We start from the raw sequence: 18,627 nt of genomic DNA on the forward strand, positions 1-18,627 counted from the left end.
CGCTCAAGCGGCTTCGCGCGATGGCCCTGCGTGATCCGCTACCGCTGCCTGTCGCTCAAAGCGCCTTCCCGTCGTGCCACACGCAGTTCGAGGCCAGGATCCCGAGGTTGACGTCCGATTTCTGCGGCTGCGGCAGGGTCTTGCCGTCCATGGCGAGGTCGATCTTGATCTCGACCTGTCCCTTCGACTCGTTCGAGCGGCGGGAGAAGTAGCAGTATTGCTGGAACGGCCGATCCTCGTTGGCCCTGAAGTTCCAGCCGGTGACGATCTGCCCGTCGAGATAGGGCACCTGCTTGAACACCGTGAAGGTGGTGTTCACCGGCGCCTGCGAGGCGGGCGCGGCGTCGGTGCCGAGCTGGGCCTTGGTCGGCGTCGGCACGGCGCCGGCCCGCTGGGGCGGCAGGCCTTCGAGCTTGAGGGTGTTGTCGGTGAGCGTCACCTCGCCCTTGGTCTTCAGCGTCACGCCGGCGAGCGCCGTCTGCATCGCCGCCGCGATCTTTTCCGCCGCCGAGTCGAACTGGTTCATGTACGCGTAGCCGTAGGAGGCGGCGCCGATGCCGATTCCGGCGAGCGCCGCGAAGGCGCCCGCTCCGATCGCCCGCAGCAGGAAGGCGCGGGCGAAATGCATCCGCGCCTCCGCCCGCAAACGGCCGTTGACGTGCTGTGCGAGCACGATGTTCTCGTGCGTGCCCTCGGTGTGGATGCTCATGGCCGGGCGCTCGACAGGGACTTACGCGGTGGCGCCCGCGGGGGCGTTGCCGGACGTGTTGGCGGGGGGCGGGGGCGGCGGCGCCACCGGGGCGGTGCGCCGCTCCAGCGGGATCACCGAGGCGTCCCGCGTCACGGGTTTCGGCTGGGCCAGCGCCATCTCCTGGCGCACGCCTTCGGCGATGGAGGCCAGCAGGTAGGGCGTGGCTTCCGGGTCCACCGCGGCGCCGAGATCGTCCTCGTCCATGAAGGTCTTGCGCACCGAGACCGCCGAGAGCGCCAGGATGGTCGAGGCGAAGGCGGCGCAGAGCGCGGGCACGAACACGAAGATGCGCAGGAAGGCGTGGACCTGCGCGTCGCTCACGTCGATCGGATCGACGCCGTAGACCATGGCGGTGAAGGAGTGGAGCTGCGAGCGGTTGACCGCATTGCGGTAGGCCTGCTCGGCATCGGCCACCTTGCGGTCGGCCGCGCCCCGGTCGAGCAGCCCGCGCGCCCTGCGCGCCTCCTCCAGATCCTTGACGATGGCGCTGCGGTCGCTGCCCGCCTTGGCGACCGCGGCGTTGAGGGTCGCCGTGCGCGGGTCGGTCACGCATTTGAGGTTCGCGTAGCGCATGCCCCGGCTGTTGGTGCCGTAGACGCGCTCGCAGCGCTGCGCCGGCAGGCCGGCGAGCTGCGCGGCGTTCTCGGCCGAGCGCCGCTCGATCTGCTCCAGTTCGCCCGCGTACTGCTCGACCCGGGCGTTGGCGGCCGCGATGCGGGTGTCGATGCTGTCGCGGTCGGCCTGGGCGTCCTTGAGGGCGGTCTTGGCCTTGGCCGCGTCCATCAGGCGGGGATGGAACATCATCTCGCCGAGCTGGGAGACCGACTTGGTGGTCACGCCCGCAGCGAACACGATGCCGATGATCGCGAGCCCCTTCACGAACCACGAGCGCTGCGTGCGCGCCAGGATGCCGAGCGGCACGCGGCACAGTTCGACCGCGGCGTAGACCAGGGGCGCGAGCAGCATGAAGTAGAAGGCACGGTCGTCGCCGTCGCTGTAGGTGTCCGCGAACAGCCACGCGCCGGCGAGCGAGGCGCCGATCACCATGAACTCGACGAGATAGGCGATGGCGACGTAGCCCCACTTGATGCGATAGCCGCGCTCGATGTCGCGCTGGTGCTTCCAGCGCTGCTGATCGAGCACCCACTCGCGCCGCTCGCGCTGCACGTCCCGGCTCGGAGGCTGTCTGCGAAGGAATTTCATGGGCTCAGGACTTGGGCTCAAGACGGCTGCGGGCCTCCGGAGGCGGCGGAACCCGCCACCTCCTAACATCGCGTTACCCGAGCGTAAGCGTGTATTGTGCCGAAGTTGTGCCGGCTGGTCCGATCGGCGGTGGATGGCGGCCGGCGCCGAGCGCCGCAGCGCGCGGCACGGAACCGCGCCGCGAAATCCGCCGCCCGCGGCCGAAAATCGGTTGCCCCGCGCGGGACCTGCCGCCCATGATGGAAACCTCTTCGCGGCATCGAAGCTGCGGGAGGCCCCTTCTCTCCCGTTCGAGCGCCAGCGTAACCAGCCGATGACCGACCCCGTGCAGGCCGGAACCCAGATCGCCGCGGAAGCGGGCACGCATGCGGGCGGCTACCGGGAGGCGATCCTCTTCCTCGTCACCGCCGGCATCGTGGTGCCGCTGTTCCACCGGCTGCGGGTGAGCCCGGTGCTCGGCTTCATCGGCGCCGGCGCGCTGCTCGGGCCGTTCGGCCTCGGGCGCTTCGCCGAGGCGTCTCCGTGGCTTGCCCCCTTCACCATCGGCAACCGGGCCGAGATCGCGCATCTGGCCGAATTCGGCGTGATCTTCCTGATGTTCATGATCGGGATCGAGCTGTCCTGGGAGCGCCTGCGGGTGCTGCGCCGGCTGGTCTTCGGCCTCGGCTCGATCCAGGTGATCGCCTCCGCGGCGGTGATCGCCGCGATCCTCGTCGCCCTGTCGCAGCCGGCGGCCGGTGCGGTGCTGGTGGGGCTCGCGCTGGCGCTCTCCTCCACCGCCGTGGTGCTGCCGGTGCTGGCCGAGCAGAAGCGGCTCGGCACGCCGGCCGGGCGCACCAGCTTCGCCGTGCTGCTGTTCCAGGATCTGGCGGTGGCCCCCATCCTGTTCGCCATCGCCGTGCTCGGCCGCAACGACGGCGGCGACCTCGGCGCCGCCCTGGCCCTGGCCCTGGGACAGGCGGCGATCGCCCTCGCGGTGATCGTGGTGGCCGGACGCGTGGCGCTTCGCCCGCTCTTCCACCTCGTGGCGCGCACCCGCTCGCCCGAGCTGTTCATGGCGGCCTGCCTGCTCGTCATCGTGGCGACCGCGCTGGTGGCGGCGGGCAGCGGCCTGTCGATGACGCTCGGCGCCTTCGTCGCCGGGCTGCTTCTGGCCGAGACCGAGTACCGCCGCGCCATCGAGGCGACCATCGATCCGTTCAAGGGGCTCCTGCTCGGGGTGTTCTTCGTCTCGGTCGGCATGAATCTCGACCCGGCCCAGCTCGTCGCCGCGCCGGGGGCGATCCTCGGCCTGTCGGTCGGCCTCCTCGTCATCAAGGGCGCCGTGGTGCTGGCCGGCGCCCGCGCGATGGGCATCGCCCGGCCGGTCGCCCTGGAGGCGGCGCTGCTGATCGGGCCCGGCGGCGAGTTCGCCTTCGTGCTGATCGGCGGCGCGATGGCGGCGGGCCTCGTCCCCGAGCCGGTCGGCGGCGCGGCGCTCATCGTCACCACCGTGACCATGATCGCGATCCCCGGCCTCGCCGCGCTCGGGCGCCGGATCGGGAAGCGGGTGTCGAAGGAGCAGCTCGGCCGGGCGCGGGCCGAGCCGATGCCGGACCCGCAGCAGAACCGGGTGATCGTGGCGGGCTACGGCCGGGTCGGACGGCTCGTCGGCGAGATGCTCAAGCGCCACGACATCCCCCACATCGCCCTCGATTCGGACCCGGCCCGGGTCGGCGAGCAGCGCCGGCTCGGCAGCCCGGTCTATTTCGGCGATTCGGCCAACCCGGAGATGCTGCGCCGCTCCGGCATCGCCGGCGCCCGTGCCCTGGTGGTGACCCTCGACAACCCGCGCGCGGTGGAGGCGGTGGTGCAGGCCGCCCGCGCCGAGCGGCCGGATCTCACCATCGTCGCCCGCGCCCGCGACGCCCGCCACGCCACGCAGCTCTACGAGATGGGCGTCGACGACGCGGTGCCGGAGACGATCGAGGCCTCGCTGCAGCTCTCGGAGGCGGTGCTGGTCGATGTCGGCGTGCCGATGGGCCACGTCATCGCCTCGATCCACGAGCGCCGCGACGAGTTCCGCACCATGCTCCGGCGCAGGGAGACGGAGGCGCGGCCGGTCTTCCGCGCCCGCCGCACCGTCGGCAAGGGCCGGGAGGCCGCCGAGGCCAAACCCGCCGCGCCGCCGGTCGACGTGCGGCCGGTGGGCGAGAGCGCCTGACGGGGCGTCGTTCCAGGGCCCGCCGCGATCAGGCCGGGGCGGTCGCCTGCCGCAGGGTGCTGCCCGCGGACAGGAAGGCCTCGACCGGCTCCGTCATCGGTGGACTCGCCGCCTCGATCCCGACGGTTTCGAGCAGGGCGCGGATCGGCACGAAGCCGCGCTCCTTCCGGTCGTAGAGGCCGGCCTGGACCAGGGCGATGGCCGCGACGACCCGGGTCGCCCGGACGATCAGGCGATGCTCGATCACGGCGTGGGTGTCGGTCCAGTGCACGAGCCGGGTCTCCAGGTCGAAGGCCTGGAAGGGGCGGAGTTCCCGGCGGAAGCGGATCTGGCCGGCGCTCACCACCGGCGTCCAGCCGTGCCGCAGCACCGGACGCCACAGGCCGGTGCCGATCAGGAGATCGGTGCGGCCGAGATCCATCAGCGTCCAGTAGCGGCCGTTGTTGAGATGCAGCGACGTGTCGAGGTCGTGCGGCCAGACGCGGAACCGCAGGCGCGAGACCCCCGAAGGCAGGCCGAGCTTCGGCCGCCGCCAGGCCGTCGCGATCAGCCAGAGGAGGCGGAGCCAGAGATTCATGGGTCACGTCGATGGTGCGCCGGGCCGGAGGCCGGCACGTTCGCCAAAGGCCGCGCTTTGTCCAGCCCTCGCTTCGGCGCGACGTGAGACCCTCGGGGCCAGCATCCCACCCCGAGCCGCGCTCCACCCGATCGATCGAACCGGGTTCGGTCCTCAGGCGTCGGCGGGTCCGGGCAGCGCGGCGACCAGGCCGCGGAACCGGTCGCCGCGCACCTCGAAGTTCGGGAACTGGTCGTAGGAGGCGCAGGCCGGCGACAGCAGCACGACCGGCGCCGGCGTGCCGGAGGCGCGGGCGGCCTGCGCCGCCGCGGCGGTCGCGGCCTCCAGGGTCTCGCAGCGGGTGAAGGGCACGCGCCCGTCGAGGGTGGCGGCGAAGGCGTCGCCCGACGCGCCGATCAGGTAGGCGTGCGCCACCCGGCCGAACAGCGGCGCCAGCGGCTCGATGCCGCCCTCTTTCGCCTTGCCGCCGACGATCCAGTGGATGTCGCGGAAGGCGAGCAGCGCCTTCTCGGTGGAATCGGCGTTGGTCGCCTTGGAATCGTTGACGAAGCGCACCGGGCCGATCCGGCGCAGGGGCTCCATCCGGTGGGCGAGCCCCGGAAAGCTCCTCAGGCCGGCGGCGATCTCGTCGCCGCCGAGGCCGAGCCGCACGGCCGCGGCGACCGCGGCGGCGGCGTTCTGGAGGTTGTGGTCGCCGAGCAGCGCGGCGCTGCCGGCGACCTGCGCGATCACGGCGCCGTCGGGCCCGCGCACCGCCCCGGCGGCGCAGACGAGATCGCCCGCCGCCGTGCCGTGGCCCTCGACATGGATGCGGATGCGCTCGCCCCGGCGGCGCTCGGCGATGGCCGCGCTGTGGGCGTCGTCCACGCCGACCACCGCGAGATCGGCGCCCGCGACCAGCCGCTCCTTGATCGCGGCGTAGGTCTCCATGGTGCCGTGGCGGTCGAGATGGTCGGGCGTCAGATTGAGCAGGATGCCGATGCCCGGCGCGAGCGAGGGCGTCAGGTCGATCTGGAACGAGGACAGTTCGATCACGTGGACGCGGGTCCCGGCGGGCGGCTCCAGGGACAGGATCGCGGTGCCGATGTTGCCGCCCATCTGCACGTCGCGCCCGGCATGGCGCAGGAGGTGCGCCGTCAGCGCCGTGGTCGTCGACTTGCCGTTGGTGCCGGTGATGGCGACGAACGGCGCGCCGGGCGCGAGCGCCGCCCGCTCGCGGCAGAAGATCTCGATGTCGCCGATGATCGCGACGCCGGCGGCGCGGGCGAGCCCAACGGTCCAGTGAGGCTCGGGGTGCGTCAACGGCACGCCCGGCGCCAGCACCAGGGCGGAGAAGCCCGACCAGTCGGCCTCGCTCGGATCGGTGACGGTGATGCCCTGCGCCCGGGCCCGGTCGCGGCTGGCCGCGTCGTCGTCCCAGGCCAGCACGTCGGCCCCGCCCGCGATGAGCGAGCGAACGGTGGCGAGTCCGGAGCCGCCGAGGCCGAACAGGGCGACCTTCTGGCCGGCGAAGGTGGTGGCTGGCGTCATGGCGATGCTCGCTCGCGGCGGCTTACCGAAGGAAGCGCCTCTCCTCCCCTCCCGTGGGGAGGAGAGGGGAGGTGGGGGTGGTTCAGGATGAGGCGTCCGGGTGCCGTCTGCACCCCTCACCCCGGCCCTCCCCATGAGGGGGAGGGAATGGAGGCTCAGCGCAGCTTGAGCGTGGCGAGCCCGATCAGCGCCAGGATCACGGCGATGATCCAGAAGCGGATCACGACCTGCGGCTCCTTCCAGCCCTTCTGCTCGAAATGGTGATGGATCGGCGCCATGCGGAAGACCCGTTTGCCCGTGAGCTTGAACGAGGCGACCTGGATGATCACCGACATGATTTCCAGGACGAACAGGCCGCCGACGACGGCGAGCACGATCTCGTGCTTGGCCGCCACCGCGATGACGCCGAGCAGGCCGCCGAGGGCGAGCGAGCCGGTGTCGCCCATGAAGATCTGCGCGGGCGGCGCGTTGAACCACAGGAAGCCCAAGCCCGCCCCGATCACCCCGCCGCAGACCACGGCGAGTTCGCCGGTGTCGCGCACGTAGTTCACCTGGAGATAGCCCGCGGTGAAGGAGTTGCCGACGAGGTAGGCGATGACGCCGAAGGTGCCGCAGGCGATCATCACCGGCACGATGGCCAGCCCGTCGAGCCCGTCGGTGATGTTGACCGCGTTGCCCGCGCCCACGATCACGAAGGCGGCGAACGGCACCCAGAACCAGCCGAGGTTCAGGAGCGCGTCCTTGAAGACGGGGAAGGCGAGCTGGTTCTGCAGCGCGGCCGGCGCGTAGACCGAGATCAGCAGGCAGGCCGCACCCGCGATCGCGAATTCGAGCAGCAGACGGAAGCGGCCGGAGAAGCCCTTGTGCGACTGCTTCGTCACCTTGAGGTAGTCGTCGTAGAAGCCGATCGCGCCGAAGCCGAGGGTGACGGCGAGCGTCACCCAGACGTAGTGGTTGCGCGGATTGGCCCAGAGCAGGATCGAGACCACGGCGCCGGCCAGGATCATCAGGCCGCCCATGGTCGGCGTGCCGCGCTTGGTCAGGTGGGTGGCCGGGCCGTCCTCGCGGATCGGCTGGCCCTTGCCCTGGCGCAGGCGCAGCAGCGAGATGATCCAGGGCCCGAACCAGAACACGAAGAAGCCCGCCGTGAACAGCGCGCCGCCGGTGCGGAAGGTGATGTAGCGGAACACGTTGAGGGGCGTGAGCGTGCCGCTCAGTTCCGACAGCAGATAGAGCATGCGTTCGTCCGCCCGCGGCAGTTCTTCTGAGCGTGCCCGGCCTCCTCGGAGCGCGGCGGGCCGGAGGGGCCGGGCGCGAGGGCCCGGCCGGTGATCTGAAGGTCAGCGAACCGCGTTCGGCGAGGCCTCGAGCGGATCCGGCGCGACCGCGTAGCGGGCTTTCACCGCTTCGACAATGCGGACCATGCGCATGGAATTCGAGCCCTTGACCATCACCGCATCGCCGGGCCGCAGGCGCGCGAGGACGGCATCGGTCAGTTCGGCGGCGGTGGGCGCGGCCGCGCCCCGCACCGTCATCGGCAGGGCCTCGAACAGGTGCGCCATCAGGGGCCCGGCGGTGAAGACGAGATCGATGCCGTTGGCGGCGACCGCCTCCGCCAGTTCGCGGTGGAGGCTCTCTCCCGCCGCGCCCAGTTCCTTCATGTCGCCGAGCACGGCGATGCGGCGGCCCTTCGGCCCGGTCTCGATGGCGGCGAGCGTGGCCAGCGACGCGCGGATCGAGGCCGGGTTGGCGTTGTAGCTCTCGTCGATCAGGAAGGCCTCGCCGTCTCCGATCCGCAGGGCCGTGCGCTCGCCGCGCCCGACCGGCGGCTTCAGGGCCGCCAGCGACAGGGCGGCGCGGGCGAGATCGGCCCCGAGCGCGTGGACGCAGGCGAGCACGCCGAGCGAGTTCGTCGCGACGTGCCGGCCGGGCGTGCCGAGCTGGTAGGTGACGGGGAGGCCCATGACGACGGCATCCACCACCGACACGTCGGGCCGGGTCAGGATGCGCTTGGCCCGCACGTCCGCCGCCTCGTGCTCGCCGAAGGTGATGACCCGTCCGGCCTTCGAGGCGCGGGCATGGGCCAGCAGGCGCTCGTAGTTCGGGTTGTCGCGATTGATCACCGCCACGCCGCCGGGCGCGAGCCCGGAAAAGATCTCGCCCTTGGCGTCGGCGATGGCCGAGAGCGAGCGGAAATGCTCGATATGGACCGGCTCGACCGTGGTGATCAGCGCCACGTCCGGCCGCACCATGGCGGTCAGCGGCAGGATCTCGGCCCCGTGGTTCATGCCGATCTCGAACACGCCGAAGCGGGTCTCCTCCGGCATCCGCGCCAGCGTCAGCGGCACGCCCCAATGGTTGTTGTAGGAGGCGACCGAGGCGTGCGTGGCGCCTTGCGCCGCCAGCACGTGGCGCAGGGCTTCCTTGGTGCCGGTCTTGCCGACGGAGCCGGTCACGGCGACGATCGAGGCCCCGGTGCGCGCGCGCGCGGCGAAGCCGAGGCGGCGCATCGCCTCCAGCACGGGATCGTCCCCCTCGCCCGGCACGGTGAGCACCGGGCCGACCCCCTCGAATTCTTTCGCACGCGCGGCCGCGATCACCGCGGCGCCCGCGCCCTTCTCCAGGGCGGCGCGCACGAAGTCGTGCCCGTCCCGCGCCGCGCCGCGGATCGCGAAGAACAGGTCGCCGGGTTCCAGGGTGCGGGTGTCGATCGAGGCGCCGGTGACGGCGCGCGGAGAACCGTGGAAAGAGCCGCCCGTTGCGGTTTCGAGTGCCGCGGGGGTCCAGAGGGGGGCGTCGGTCATCCGTTCAACTCCGCGATCGCGGCGCGCACGGTGTCGCGGTCCGAGAACGGCAGAACGCGTGGCCCCACGATCTGGCCGGTTTCATGACCTTTGCCGGCCACCACCAGCACGTCGCCGGCCTCCAAGTCCCGCACCCCGGCGCGGATCGCCTCGGCCCGGTCGCCGATCTCCTCCGCCCCGGGCGCCGCGGCGCGGATCGCCGCGCGGATCGCGGCGGGCTCCTCGTCGCGCGGGTTGTCGTCGGTGACGATCACCCGGTCGGCGAGGCGCTGGGCGATGGCGCCCATGATCGGCCGCTTGCCGGCGTCGCGGTTGCCGCCGCAGCCGAACACCACGACGAGGCGCCCGCTGGCGAAGGGGCGAAGCGCGCGCAGGACGTGCTCCAGCGCCTCCGGCTTGTGGGCGTAGTCGACGAGGCACAAGCCTCCGTTCGCCTCGCCGATCCGTTCCATCCGGCCCGGCACGCCGGTCAGGCCTTCGAGCGCGGCGAAGACGCCGGCGGGATCGGCCGCGCCGGCGGGGGGTGGCGAGCGCGAGGCCCGCCGCGACCAGGGCATTCTCCACTTGGAAGCCGCCGACCAGCGGCAGGCGCACGCGGTACTCGGTGCCCGCGTGGACGAGCGTCAGCGCCTGCGAAAAGCCCTCCGTGCCGGCGTCGAGCAGGCGGATGGTGCCGCCGCCGCGCCCGGTCGTGCGGACCTCGTGCCCGGCGGCGTCCGCCGTGCCGACGACGCGCTCGGCATAGGCGCCGTCGGCGTTGACGACGACCGGCCGGCCCTTCGGCAGCAGCGCCGTGAACAGGCGGAGCTTGGCTTCGAGGTAGTCCTCGATCGTCGGGTGATAGTCGAGATGGTCGCGGCCGAGATTGGTGAAGGCGGCGGCGGCGAGGTCCACCCCGTCGAGCCGGCGCTGACCGATGCCGTGGGAGGAGGCCTCCATGGCGAGATCCGTGACGCCCTCCTCCGCCAGCCGCGCCAGGGTCCGGTGCAGCGTCACCGGATCGGGCGTCGTCAGCGAGCCGTAGGCCGCGCCCCGGTTCGTGACGATGCCGACGGTGCCGAGGCTCGCGGCGTCGCGGCCCAGCCGCGACAGGATCTGGCGCACGAAGTCGGCGACCGAACTCTTGCCGCTGGTGCCGGTGACCGCGACCACCGTCTCCGGCTGGCGCCCGGACAGGCGGGCGGCGGCGAGCGCCAGCGCCCGGCGGGCATCGGCCACCGCGATCCAGGCGGCCGCGTCGGGGAGGTCGTCGGGGCGCCCCCCCTCCCCGGCCACGGCGACGGCGCCCGCTTGCGCGGCGGCGGCCGCGAACAGCCGGCCGTCGGCGGCGGTGCCGGGCACGGCCACGAACACGCCGCCGGACACGACCCGGCGGCTGTCGGCGGTGAGGCCGGCGACGGGGCGGTCGGCGATCGCGGCGTCCGCTTCCGCAAACAGGTCGCCGAGGGTCGGCTGGCTCATCGGAAAGGGTCCTTGCGGGTCAGGCCCACCGGGTACAGGCCAAAGGCCGATGCGCGAAGGGCGCCGCGCGGGCGATCGAGGCCGGCAAAAACCCCGGGGTGATCGCGACGGGCGAGTGCCCCGGGGGCCGGGCCGCCGTCACGGCCCGTCCACCATGGTCGCATGGTAGGCTCCGAGCTTGACCATCAGCGGGAACGGCTTGACCGGGGGGTCGAACCGCGGCGGCAATCCGAGGATCGGTGCGACACGCTCGATGATCTTGCCCGTCACCGTGCCGGAATTGTAGGCCGCCGTGGCGTAGCCGCCGGTTTCCGGCAGGCCCTGCGGCTCGTCCATGATCGTCAGGAACAGGTATTTCGGCTTGTCCATCGGCGCGGCGGCCATGAAGGTCGTGAACAGGCGGTTCTTGGCGTAGCGCCCGCCGATCACCTTCTCCGCGGTGCCGGTCTTGCCGCCGACGTAGTAGAGCGGGACCGAGGCCTTCCTGGCCGAGCCCTCGGTGGCGTTGAGGCGCATGATGAAGCGCATCGCCTCGCTGGCCTCCGGCTTGATGACGTGGCTGGCCCTGGCCCGCGCCGTCGCCTCGTCGCTCCTGAGGAAGGTCGGCGTCATCAGGTCGCCGCCGTTGATGATGGCCGCCACCGCCGCCGCCGCCTGGATCGGCGCCACCGCGATGCCGTGGCCGAAGGCGATGGTGATGGTGTTGATCTCGGCCCAGCGCGGCGGAAGGATCGGCGAGGCCGATTCCGGCAGCTCGGTGCGCATCCGGTCGAGCAGGCCCATCTTCTTGAGGAAGGCGCGATGGCCGGGCACGCCGACGCCCAGCGCCATCTTGGCCGAGCCGATGTTGGAGGAGTGGGTGAACACCTCCGGCATGGTCAGCACGCGGCCGGTGGCGTGATAGTCGTGGATCTTCTGCCGGCCCCAGTGCAGCACGCCGCCGCGGGTGTCGAAGGTGGAATTGACGTTGTACTTGCCGGAATCGAGCGCCATGGCGAGCGTCATCGCCTTGAAGGTCGAGCCCATCTCGTAGACGCCGACGTTCATCCGGTTGATGCGGTCGTCCGAGAGCGCGTCCTTCGGCTCGTTCGGATCGAAATCGGGGTAGGAGGCGAGCGCGAGAACCTCGCCGGTGGTCACGTCGAGGATCATCGACGCACCGGCCTTGGCCTTGAACTTCTCCACGCCCTTCACGAGTTCGTCGCGCACGGCGAACTGGGCGCGCAGGTCGAGGGAAAGCTGCACCGGCGAGAGGTCGGTCTGCTTCTCCACGAGCCCGAACTCGTTGAGCGCCTTGTTGCCGCGGTTGTCGATGTACTTCTCGATGCCGGCGATGCCGACGTTGTCGAGGTTCGTCGCACCGATGACGTGGGCGGCCGCCACGCCGTTCGGGTAGACGCGCTTGTGGTCGGGCAGGAAGCCGACGCCGGGAATGCCGAGGCGGTGGACCTCGAGCTGCTGCTTCGGCGTGATCTCGCGCTTGATCCAGACGAAGCCCTTCTTCGACGACAGCTTGGCGCGCAGTTCCGCCGCGTTCAGCTCGGGCAGGACGGCGGTCAGAAGCTCGACCGCCTCGTCCGTGTCGAAGGTCAGCGCCATCCGCTTCGGCTCGGCGAAGACCGAGACCGTGCGGATGTCGGTGGCCAGGATCTCGCCGTTGCGGTCGATGATGTCCGGGCGGATCGCCGTGGTGGCGGCGGCCGCCACCCGGTGATCGTCGCTGTTGCTGCCGGGCGTGGCCGCGATCACCACGAGCCGCACGCCGATGGCACCGAACACCGCCGCGAAGGCGAGGCCGACCAGAGCCACCCGGGCGTGCGAGCGCTCGATGGCGAGGCGGAACATGGTCCGGTAGAGCCGCGTCAGGGCCGAGGCCGGCGGCTCGCTCGTCACCACGCGCTCCGGCGCCGGCTCCGCCGCGTCGTGCGCGGCCTCGTCCGGCGAGAACGCTCGCGACGGATCGGGCGACGGGTCATCGGGCGACGGATCCTGGGACAAGGGAACGCTACCTCGAAGCCGCGGGCGGGCGGGTGGAGACGGTGCGGGTGGTGACGGAGCCCGTGGTGCGCGGCTCGTCGCGGGCGGCGGCCGATTTGTCCTTGGGCGTCCCGGTCGGCGTCGCGGTGGAGACCAGCAGGCGGGCGATCTCGTCGCCGCGGTCGGGCCGGTCCGGCAGGTCGGAGAGGCGGGCGAGGTGCCCGTCGCCGATCGGCTCCAGGGCGAGGTGGCGCTCGACCGCCTTCTGGAGCCGGTCGGGCCGGGTCAGGAGCTGCCATTCCGCGCGCAGGACGGCGATGGCCTGCCGTTCCTTGTGCAGGGCGGTCTTCAGCTTGGAGACCTGACCCGCCTGGTAGAGCGTGTCGTACTTGGTCGAGTAGGCGTAGACCGCCGAGCCGATCAGGCCGACGATCGCCAGGACGTTGAGAAGCCGGATCACCGCCGCGTCCCCCGTCCCTTCGCCTCGGGCAGGCTCGCCAGGGTCTCGATCGCGGTCAGCGGCGGCGGCGGCGGCGCATCGGTCCGCTCGGCGGCGCGCAGCTTCGCCGAGCGCGCCCGCGGATTGGCCTCGGTCTCGGCCTCCGAGGGCAGGACCGGCCCCTTGGTCACCGGCCGGAAGCTCTTCGGCGCCGGCCGCTCGACGCCCGGGACGTGGCGCGAGGCCTGCGCCGCCCGGCCGCTGCGGGCGGAGAGGAACTGCTTGACGATGCGGTCCTCCAGCGAATGGAAGGTCACGATCGCGAGCCGGCCGCCGGGCTTGAGCACGCGCTCGGCCGCGTGCAGGCCGCGGACCAGTTCGCCGAGTTCGTCGTTCACCGCGATCCGCAGGCCCTGGAAGCTGCGGGTCGCCGGGTGGATCGGGCTGCCGGGTTCGGGCCGGACCACGCCGGCGATCAGGTCGGCGAGCTGGGCGGTCGTCTCGATCGGCGCGCGGCGGCGCGCCTCGACGATGGCGCGGGCCACCGCCCGCGAGCGGCGCTCCTCGCCGAAATGATAGAGGATGTCGGCGAGCGTGCCCTCTTCGGCTCCGTTCACGAGGTCGGCCGCGTTCCGGCCCTCGCCGCCCATGCGCATGTCGAGCGGCCCGTCCTGGCGGAACGAGAAGCCGCGCTGCGCCTCGTCGAGCTGCATCGAGGAGACGCCGATGTCGAGCACCACCCAGTCGGCCCGCCTCTCGCCCTGATCGGCGAGCAGCGCGCCGAGGTCGCCGAAGCGGCCCTGCACCAGACGCAGGCGGCCCCCGGCCGCGTCCACGAGATCCGCGCCCGCCCGGATCGCGGTGGGGTCGCGGTCGATGGCGACGACCCGCACCCCCGGCTCGGCGCCGAGCAGGGCGCGGGTGTAACCGCCCGCACCGAAGGTGCCGTCGACGGCGAGCCCCGGCCGGTCGAGGGCGAGCGCGGCGAGAACCTCGGCGAGGAGGACGGGGACGTGGCGGGCCGATTCGGTCCCGGCCGTCTCGGATTTCGCCGTGCGCTGTGCCCGGCTCATCGGCACCGCCCCGCCGAACGCCCGCGGAATCCGGAGAAAGCTCGGGCGCCGTCCGACGAGCGATGGGTCATGGGAGCCTGCTGCATGGGCGGACCGCGCGGCGGCCCGGTCAGGTGTGGCGACGCCGATTCGCGGGCGGCTTCGGCCGCGCGCGCGGCGTCTCGCCGGGCAATCTGGGCGAGGGTTGGCCGATCCGAAACAGGGCGTCAACGGGATGGCTCGGGGTAACATGGGCCCTCGAAACGCGTCAACGAGCTTGACCATGCAGGCTGCCCCGATCTGACCGCATCAAGGTTAACCGAGCGTCAATGCGCCGGCTGTCTTCTTGAGGTTTACCATCGCGGCCGCCGGCAGCTCATGCCTCCGACATGCGCAACACGGCGATCCGTTTCTCCGGAGCCCGGAAGCTCTTGGCCGCATCGGGCGGGCCATGCCGAAATCGGAAAGAAGTCTTTGGGCGCGGCGTGGATCAGCCGGCCTGTAAGCCGGGTTCTGTAGGGCCCGCAAGCCAAGGCCTGCGGACGCGGCAGCCATTCCTCTGGGACGGCCGTTACCGGCCGCCTCGAGCAACCAACCCGGGCGACGAGCCTGGAGAGCGGGCCTGCCCTCCCCTCGCGGGGAGAGGCGTGTCGCCCCTATTCGGTTTTGCTCCCGGTGGGGTTTGCCGTGCCGTCCGCGTTGCCGCGTCCGCGGTGCGCTCTTACCGCACCCTTTCACCCTGACCCCGCGGAGGACGAGCCTTTGCGAGGCGGTCTGCTTTCTGTGGCACTGTCCCTGGGGTCGCCCCCGCCGGAGGTTATCCGGCACCGTCTCTCCATGGAGCCCGGACTTTCCTCCCCGCCGCGAACGACGGAGCGGCCGCCCGGCCGGCTGATCCGGGGCACGGATTGCGCCGCGGGGGGCGCGGGGTCAAGGCTGGAAGGGCATTTCTCGGTACGAGGGCGGGCCCACATCGGTGAGCCGGCAGCCGCACTCAGAGCCTGTTTGACAGCGGTGATCCCATCTCGATCCTCATCCTGAGGTGCCGACGCTGTGCGCGACGATCTACAGGCCTGCGTCGCCGCGCATCTGTATACCGGCACGGCCGGACGGATCGAGAACGCGCAGGTCGGGGTGTTCCTGGGCTATGCCGGGTGCCACGGCCATGCACTGATCGACCGGGCTCTGTACCTGTCCCGGTCCTGGACAGACGATCGCCCCCGCTGCCGGAGCGCGCCCGTGCCGGACGCGGTTCCGTTCGCGACCAAGCCTATTGCTGCAACGCCTTCACCTCGCACTGCGCGTACTCGCCGCTCGCCTTGACGTAGGCGTTGAGCTTCTGGACGTAAGCCTCTGCCAGAGGCCGGAAAGCCTGGGCCTGGGCGTTGTAGGCCTTGATCGCGTCGTTGTAGCTGTAGGCTTCCCAGCCGGGGCAGCCGTCCTTCTTGTCGAGGCAGGCGGGCCTTTCGGGAAGCTTCGGCTTCTCCGGTCGCGCCTCCGCCGGCGGGGGCGTCGGCGGCGTGCAGGGGGCGGCGAGCGCCGGTGCCGCGATGCAGGCGAGAGCCAGTGCCGAGAGGGTGCGCCGTACCATGGTCCGTCCCCGAGCCGTCGTTCCGCCGGTTCTGGCCGCCGAGTTGTGGCGGGAATGGGGTCGGACCGGCGCCATCGTTAACGCTCCGTCGCGCGGGATCGGGTAGAAGGCGGGTCATGCCGCGCATGCAAGCCCCCGCCGACATCGAAGCCCTGAACGAGGACGCCGCCCAGGCGCGCCACGCCGCGCTGTCCCGGGCGATCGAGCGGGCCAACCACCTCTACTACAACGAGGACGCGCCCGAACTGACGGACGCGGACTACGACGCCCTGCGCCGCGAACTGGAGGCGATCGAGGCGCGTTTCCCCGCGCTGACGGGCACCACCGAGGCGAGCGCGGGCGTCGGTGCCAGACCGACGGAAAAGTTCGCCAAGGTGCGGCACGCGGTGCCGATGCTGTCGCTCGGCAACGCCTTCGCCGACGCGGACGTGGAGGAGTTCGTCGCCCGCGTGCGGCGCTTCCTCAACCTCGCCGCCGACGAGCCGGTCGCCTTCACCGCCGAGCCGAAGATCGACGGCCTGTCGCTCTCCCTGCGCTACGAGGCGGGACGTCTCGTCATCGCCGCGACCCGCGGCGACGGCGAGGTCGGCGAGAACGTCACCGCCAACGCGCTCACGGTGGACGACATCCCGGAAACGCTGTCCGGCAAGGGCTTCCCTGAGGTGCTGGAGGTGCGCGGCGAGGTCTACCTGTCGCATGCCGATTTCGCCGCCATCAACGCGCGCCAGGAGGCGGCGGGCAAGCCGCTCTTCGCCAACCCGCGCAACGCCGCGGCCGGCTCGCTGCGCCAGCTCGACCCGGCGATCACCGCATCCCGGCCCCTTCGGTTCTTCGCCTATGCCTGGGGCGAGGTCTCGGAGCCCTTCGCCGACACGCAGTCGGCGGTGCTCGACCGCTTCCGGAGCTGGGGCCTGCCGGTCAATCCGCGGACCGGGCTGTGCCGCTCGGCCGCGGAGATGACCGCACATTACCGCGCGATCGAAGTGGGGCGGGCCGATCTCGGCTACGACATCGACGGCGTGGTCTACAAGGTGGACGACCTCGGTTTCCAGCGGCGGCTGGGCTTCGTCAGCCGCGCGCCGCGCTGGGCGCTCGCCCACAAGTTCGCGGCGCAGGAGGCGGTCACCGAGCTCCTGGCCATCGACATCAACGTCGGCCGCACCGGCTCGCTCAACCCGCTGGCCCGCCTCAAGCCCGTGACCGTCGGCGGCGTGGTGGTCTCGAACGCGACATTGCACAACGAGGGCTACGTGCAAGGGGTCGGCGCCGACGGCGAGCCGATCCGCGAGGGCCGCGACATCCGCGTCGGCGACACGGTGACGGTGGTCCGCGCCGGCGACGTGATCCCCAAGGTGATGGACGTGATGCTCGACAAGCGCCCGGCCGACGCCGTGCCCTACGTCTTCCCCGAGACCTGCCCGGCCTGCGGCAGCCGGGCGGTGCGGGAATTGAACCCGCGCACGAAGAAGATCGACGCGATCCGCCGCTGCACCGGCGGGCTGATCTGCCCGGCGCAAGGCGTGGAGCGGCTGAAGCACTTCGTCTCGCGCAACGGCTTCGACCTCGAAGGGTTCGGCCAGACCTATATCGAGGTGCTGTTCGAAGCCGGCCTCGTGAAGCAGCCCGCCGACCTGTTCCGGCTCGAATTCGAGCCCCTGAAGGCGGCGATCGTCGCCCGGCGCGAGGCGCTTTCGGCCCAGCGCCGGGCCGAGGGCGAGCCGCCGCCGAAGAAGCCGGCCAAGAAGAAGGGCGAGGAGGAGGACAAGGCGATCAAGAACCTGCTCGCCGCGCTCGACGCCCGCCGAACCATCCCCCTCAACCGCTTCCTGTTCGCGCTCGGCATCCCGCAGATCGGCGAGTCGACCGCCAAGGCCCTGGCCAAGCGATTTCCGGACATGCCGGCGCTGATGGCGGCGCTCGACGCGGCGGCGCGGGAGCAGGCGGGCCGCGACTGGCTCGAACTCTCGGCGCTCCCCCGGATCGGGCCGGGCACCCGCGACCGGCTGTTCGAGACCCTCGATCCGCTGCCCGGCGAGGCGATGCAGGATCTGAGCCTCGGCGCCCGCTTGCGCGGCCGGCTGACGCCCTCCCAGCGCGAGGCGGTGCTTAGCCATTACGGCAGCGAGGCGGACACGGATGCGGCGCTGGAGCAGGCGGCGACGCAGCGCCCCGGCGACGCCTACCGGCTGTTCGCCGACGACGGCGAGATCGGCCCGGTGGCGACGGATTCGCTGATCCAGTTCTTCTCCGAGCCCCACAACGACGCGGCGGTGCGGGCCCTGCTCGACGAGGTCGGCACCGAGCCGCCCGCCGCCGCGGCCTCGGCGGCGGCCTTCGCCGGCAAGACGGTGGTGTTCACCGGCACCCTCGAAAAGATGACCCGGAGCGAGGCCAAGGCCACCGCCGAGCGCCTCGGCGCCAAGGTCTCCGGCTCGGTCTCGGCCAAGACCGACCTCGTGGTCGCCGGCCCCGGCGCCGGCTCGAAGCTCAAGGACGCCGAGCGCCACGGCGTGACGGTGATCTCGGAGGATGCGTGGCTGGCGATGCTGGCGCAGGCGTGAGGCCGCAGCCCTTGGGCCGACAATGACTCTTGTCATACACTTCGCCGATCGCTCCCGAAGCAGCGGCACTCACAATGCGAAACAGCAAGCCCGTCACCGTTACCCTCGGCGAGATGCAGGAGCGGGTTGAGGCTCGCGTCCGTTCCGGCACTTACAAGTTCGGGATGTCGGCCCCATGGCGGACACCGCGAAAATAAGCACACGACGCTCTTGCCGCAGCTTCGCCATCCAGCGCAGCGCCACGGCAACTATGGAGTCGGCGCCTGAGTGTTCGGCCATGAGCGATGGCGGAGTTTAGCGCGGACTGAAATGAGAATGCTCAGCCGTTACGACTGCGGGGAGGCCAGGACAATCAAATCCCCTGCAAGTCATTGAAAATAAAGGCACATAGAGAGTCTGGCTGGGGCGCCAGGATTCGAACCTGGGAATGGCGGTACCAAAAACCGCTGCCTTACCACTTGGCGACGCCCCATCGGCC

At 71.7% G+C, this 18,627-nt stretch carries 12 protein-coding genes, 1 tRNA gene, 1 other RNA gene and 2 pseudogenes; 3 read left to right on the top strand and 13 right to left on the bottom strand.

The features are described 5' to 3' along the window. Window positions 1-55 precede the first annotated feature (55 nt). Both PGN25_00585 and PGN25_00590 read right to left on the bottom strand, forming a co-directional pair. Complete coding sequence (locus PGN25_00585; protein ID MEH3116151.1) at window positions 56-709, bottom strand: hypothetical protein; 654 nt, start codon at window positions 707-709, stop codon at window positions 56-58. A 21-nt stretch (window positions 710-730) separates the two neighbouring features. Continuing rightward, window positions 731-1,954, bottom strand: coding sequence for an ATPase (locus PGN25_00590; protein ID MEH3116152.1), 1,224 nt, complete (start codon window positions 1,952-1,954; stop codon window positions 731-733). Between the two features lie 313 nt (window positions 1,955-2,267). On the opposite strand from PGN25_00590, the gene PGN25_00595 reads away from it, so the two are divergent. Further along, window positions 2,268-4,157 (top strand): cation:proton antiporter, encoded by a 1,890-nt coding sequence (locus PGN25_00595; protein ID MEH3116153.1) that lies wholly within the window; start codon window positions 2,268-2,270, stop codon window positions 4,155-4,157. A 28-nt stretch (window positions 4,158-4,185) separates the two neighbouring features. On the opposite strand, the gene PGN25_00600 is transcribed toward PGN25_00595, so the two are convergent. From PGN25_00600 to rnpB, 9 genes and pseudogenes are all read right to left on the bottom strand, one after another. Further along, entirely contained in the window at window positions 4,186-4,734 is a 549-nt protein-coding gene (locus tag PGN25_00600) for a thioesterase family protein (GenBank protein ID MEH3116154.1), read from the bottom strand. A gap of 153 nt (window positions 4,735-4,887) precedes the next feature. Continuing rightward, window positions 4,888-6,264: a UDP-N-acetylmuramoyl-L-alanine--D-glutamate ligase gene (gene murD, locus PGN25_00605; protein MEH3116155.1), complete on the bottom strand. Its 1,377-nt coding sequence runs from the start codon at window positions 6,262-6,264 to the stop codon at window positions 4,888-4,890. A 155-nt stretch (window positions 6,265-6,419) separates the two neighbouring features. Then, on the bottom strand, window positions 6,420-7,502 hold the full coding sequence (mraY, locus tag PGN25_00610) for a phospho-N-acetylmuramoyl-pentapeptide-transferase (protein ID MEH3116156.1): 1,083 nt from the start codon (window positions 7,500-7,502) through the stop codon (window positions 6,420-6,422). A gap of 102 nt (window positions 7,503-7,604) precedes the next feature. Beyond that, complete coding sequence (locus PGN25_00615; protein ID MEH3116157.1) at window positions 7,605-9,068, bottom strand: UDP-N-acetylmuramoylalanyl-D-glutamyl-2,6-diaminopimelate--D-alanyl-D-alanine ligase; 1,464 nt, start codon at window positions 9,066-9,068, stop codon at window positions 7,605-7,607. Then, a pseudogene (locus tag PGN25_00620) lies at window positions 9,065-10,529 on the bottom strand (UDP-N-acetylmuramoyl-L-alanyl-D-glutamate--2,6-diaminopimelate ligase). Before PGN25_00620 ends, PGN25_00615 begins: the two are co-directional and overlap by 4 nt. A gap of 138 nt (window positions 10,530-10,667) precedes the next feature. Then, window positions 10,668-12,527 (bottom strand): penicillin-binding protein 2, encoded by a 1,860-nt coding sequence (locus tag PGN25_00625; protein MEH3116158.1) that lies wholly within the window; start codon window positions 12,525-12,527, stop codon window positions 10,668-10,670. Window positions 12,528-12,534: 7 nt separating this feature from the next. After that, entirely contained in the window at window positions 12,535-12,966 is a 432-nt protein-coding gene (locus PGN25_00630) for a hypothetical protein (GenBank protein MEH3116159.1), read from the bottom strand. Next, window positions 12,963-14,018 carry a 16S rRNA (cytosine(1402)-N(4))-methyltransferase RsmH gene (rsmH, locus tag PGN25_00635; GenBank protein ID MEH3116160.1) on the bottom strand — a complete coding sequence of 352 codons (1,056 nt, stop codon included), beginning with the start codon at window positions 14,016-14,018 and terminating at the stop codon, window positions 12,963-12,965. The genes PGN25_00630 and rsmH overlap by 4 nt, the downstream gene beginning before the upstream one ends. Before the next feature lie 465 nt (window positions 14,019-14,483). Continuing rightward, window positions 14,484-14,892: RNase P RNA component class A (rnpB, locus tag PGN25_00640), an RNA gene on the bottom strand. A 197-nt stretch (window positions 14,893-15,089) separates the two neighbouring features. Here rnpB and PGN25_00645 point away from each other — a divergent pair. Next, a pseudogene (locus PGN25_00645) lies at window positions 15,090-15,269 on the top strand (transposase). Here PGN25_00645 and PGN25_00650 read toward each other — a convergent pair. Then, window positions 15,268-15,588: a hypothetical protein gene (locus tag PGN25_00650; protein ID MEH3116161.1), complete on the bottom strand. Its 321-nt coding sequence runs from the start codon at window positions 15,586-15,588 to the stop codon at window positions 15,268-15,270. The pseudogene PGN25_00645 and the gene PGN25_00650 overlap by 2 nt on opposite strands. A gap of 116 nt (window positions 15,589-15,704) precedes the next feature. On the opposite strand from PGN25_00650, the gene ligA reads away from it, so the two are divergent. Beyond that, window positions 15,705-18,149 (top strand): NAD-dependent DNA ligase LigA, encoded by a 2,445-nt coding sequence (ligA, locus tag PGN25_00655; GenBank protein ID MEH3116162.1) that lies wholly within the window; start codon window positions 15,705-15,707, stop codon window positions 18,147-18,149. 397 nt (window positions 18,150-18,546) lie between these two features. Here ligA and PGN25_00660 read toward each other — a convergent pair. Next, window positions 18,547-18,621 (bottom strand) — tRNA-Gln (locus tag PGN25_00660). Window positions 18,622-18,627: the final 6 nt, after the last annotated feature.

It is taken from the genome of Methylorubrum populi (assembly GCA_036946625.1).
Classification (GTDB): Bacteria; Pseudomonadota; Alphaproteobacteria; order Rhizobiales; family Beijerinckiaceae; genus Methylobacterium; species Methylobacterium populi_C.

Excerpts from the sequence above, each read along its gene's own strand:
- PGN25_00585 (MEH3116151.1), bottom strand. The coding sequence starts at position 709 with ATGAGCATCCACACCGAGGGCACGCACGAGAACATCGTGCTCGCACAG.
- PGN25_00590 (MEH3116152.1), bottom strand. The coding sequence starts at position 1,954 with ATGAAATTCCTTCGCAGACAGCCTCCGAGCCGGGACGTGCAGCGCGAG.
- PGN25_00595 (MEH3116153.1), top strand. The coding sequence starts at position 2,268 with ATGACCGACCCCGTGCAGGCCGGAACCCAGATCGCCGCGGAAGCGGGC.
- PGN25_00600 (MEH3116154.1), bottom strand. The coding sequence starts at position 4,734 with ATGAATCTCTGGCTCCGCCTCCTCTGGCTGATCGCGACGGCCTGGCGG.
- murD (MEH3116155.1), bottom strand. The coding sequence starts at position 6,264 with ATGACGCCAGCCACCACCTTCGCCGGCCAGAAGGTCGCCCTGTTCGGC.
- mraY (MEH3116156.1), bottom strand. The coding sequence starts at position 7,502 with ATGCTCTATCTGCTGTCGGAACTGAGCGGCACGCTCACGCCCCTCAAC.
- PGN25_00615 (MEH3116157.1), bottom strand. The coding sequence starts at position 9,068 with ATGACCGACGCCCCCCTCTGGACCCCCGCGGCACTCGAAACCGCAACG.
- rsmH (MEH3116160.1), bottom strand. The coding sequence starts at position 14,018 with ATGAGCCGGGCACAGCGCACGGCGAAATCCGAGACGGCCGGGACCGAA.
- PGN25_00650 (MEH3116161.1), bottom strand. The coding sequence starts at position 15,588 with ATGGTACGGCGCACCCTCTCGGCACTGGCTCTCGCCTGCATCGCGGCA.
- ligA (MEH3116162.1), top strand. The coding sequence starts at position 15,705 with ATGCCGCGCATGCAAGCCCCCGCCGACATCGAAGCCCTGAACGAGGAC.